Annotated in this window: 1 protein-coding gene; it reads left to right on the top strand. The window is 34.6% G+C overall.

Translation table 11 applies throughout. The annotated features are described in order from the left end of the window. Nucleotides 1–105: 105 nt before the first annotated feature. Nucleotides 106–1,401: an IS1380 family transposase gene (locus tag KO524_RS15120; protein ID WP_219295067.1), complete on the top strand. Its 1,296-nt coding sequence runs from the start codon at nt 106–108 to the stop codon at nt 1,399–1,401. Nucleotides 1,402–1,589 lie beyond the last annotated feature (188 nt).

The raw sequence follows: 1,589 nt of genomic DNA, 5'->3' as shown, positions 1-1,589 counted from the left end.
CCATAAATCCGCAACTGACTGTTAATAAAAAAGGTAAATATTTAATATTCAATTCTTTGTGCTCTTATTGTAATCACCTAAATTGGTGATACTTAATAAGCAGATATGAAGATATTGAATTCCAATGGGATTTCGGCCTTTGGCGGCTTGAATTTTGTTATTGCAGAACTCGATAATAAAGAGATTGGAAAGACTCTTAATGAAACCCTGCCCAAGTTGGGAGCCCAAAGTAAATATAATTGGAGAGATTTACTCTATAGTTATTGGTCCGTATTCTTTTGTGGTGGTGATTGTGCAGAAGATTTGTCAAGTAACTTTAAACCTAACTTTTCCCAATCGCCAAAGCTTAAAATTCCCAGCCCCGATAGGGTTTTGAACCGCTTAAAAGAACTTGCTGAACCTACTACTGAATTTGCAACTTCTCGAGGGGAGCACTTGCATCAATTCGCCATTAATGAGAAACTAACTCAACTAAACCTTGAGATACTTAAAAGGATAACAAAATTCACCAACACGATGGTTGATTTAGACTATGACAATACCGTCTGTTATACCGAAAAAGAAGATGCGCAAATCACCTATAAAAAATGCTATGGATATGTTCCAGGAGTTGCGTTAGTAGGATCAAATGTTGTTTATGTGGAAAACAGAAATGGAAGAAGCAATGCGGGAATTTTACAGTCCGAAACACTTGAAAGAATGTTTACATACCTTGAGAATCATAATATTAAAACAGATCGATTTAGGGCAGATAGTGCTTCGTATGAGTTTCGAACTATAAGAACCATTGAAAAGCATACGAACAGATTTTATGTCAAGGCGAGAATGTCCTCAACAATGGATACCGTCATTTCAGCGGTTAAAGAATGGGAGGTTGTAGGCGACAAAGAAGACGGAATCTTTAGAGGCGAAGTATACTATACGCCTTTCAAGAGAGCTGCCAAAGATTACAAGATGCAAGATGATCTCCACGAGTATAGGTTTATTGTAACCAAAGAAAAAAGAAAGGATGGTCAGATAAATACCTTTACTGGAGAAGCTTGTGTCTACTCAATCATCATAACTAATGATCAACAAAGTGAGCCTGAAGACATTGTTTTCTATTACAATCAAAGAGGGACGATTGAAAAGGAGTTCGATGTTCTAAAAAATGACTTTGGATGGCAAAAATTGCCTTTTTCCACATTGGAACAAAATCAAGTCTACTTACAAATCATGGCCATTTGCAGAAATATTTATCATTATATCATAAACCTCTTCTCTAAAAAAGTAAAAGGTCTACAGCCAAATTATAGAATCAAAAAATTTATTTTTAGATTTATTGCTATTCCTGCAAAGTGGGTTTACCGTTCCAGACAATGGCATCTGAAAATTTATGGAACTATTAATTGGTACACCTGACAAATTTTTATATAGTATCTTTCAAAAGTTCTTCAACATATTAAAATAAAAACAGAAAGAATAAATCCTTTACAGGGAAAACTATGCTCCTTAAGCAACCTAAATAATTACTTAAGCTACTTTTCTTCATCCTTAGTAGTTCTAAATGATAAAATATTAACTTCTGGTATAGAGTTGCGGATTTATGG

The sequence above is a fragment of the Flavobacterium sp. NKUCC04_CG genome (assembly GCF_019345525.1).
Lineage (GTDB): Bacteria > Bacteroidota > Bacteroidia > Flavobacteriales > Flavobacteriaceae > Flavobacterium.
The sequence above is the reverse complement of the archived record's forward strand: the minus strand, read 5'-3'. Positions and strand labels throughout refer to the sequence as shown.

Excerpts from the sequence above, each read along its gene's own strand:
- KO524_RS15120 (WP_219295067.1), top strand. The coding sequence starts at position 106 with ATGAAGATATTGAATTCCAATGGGATTTCGGCCTTTGGCGGCTTGAAT.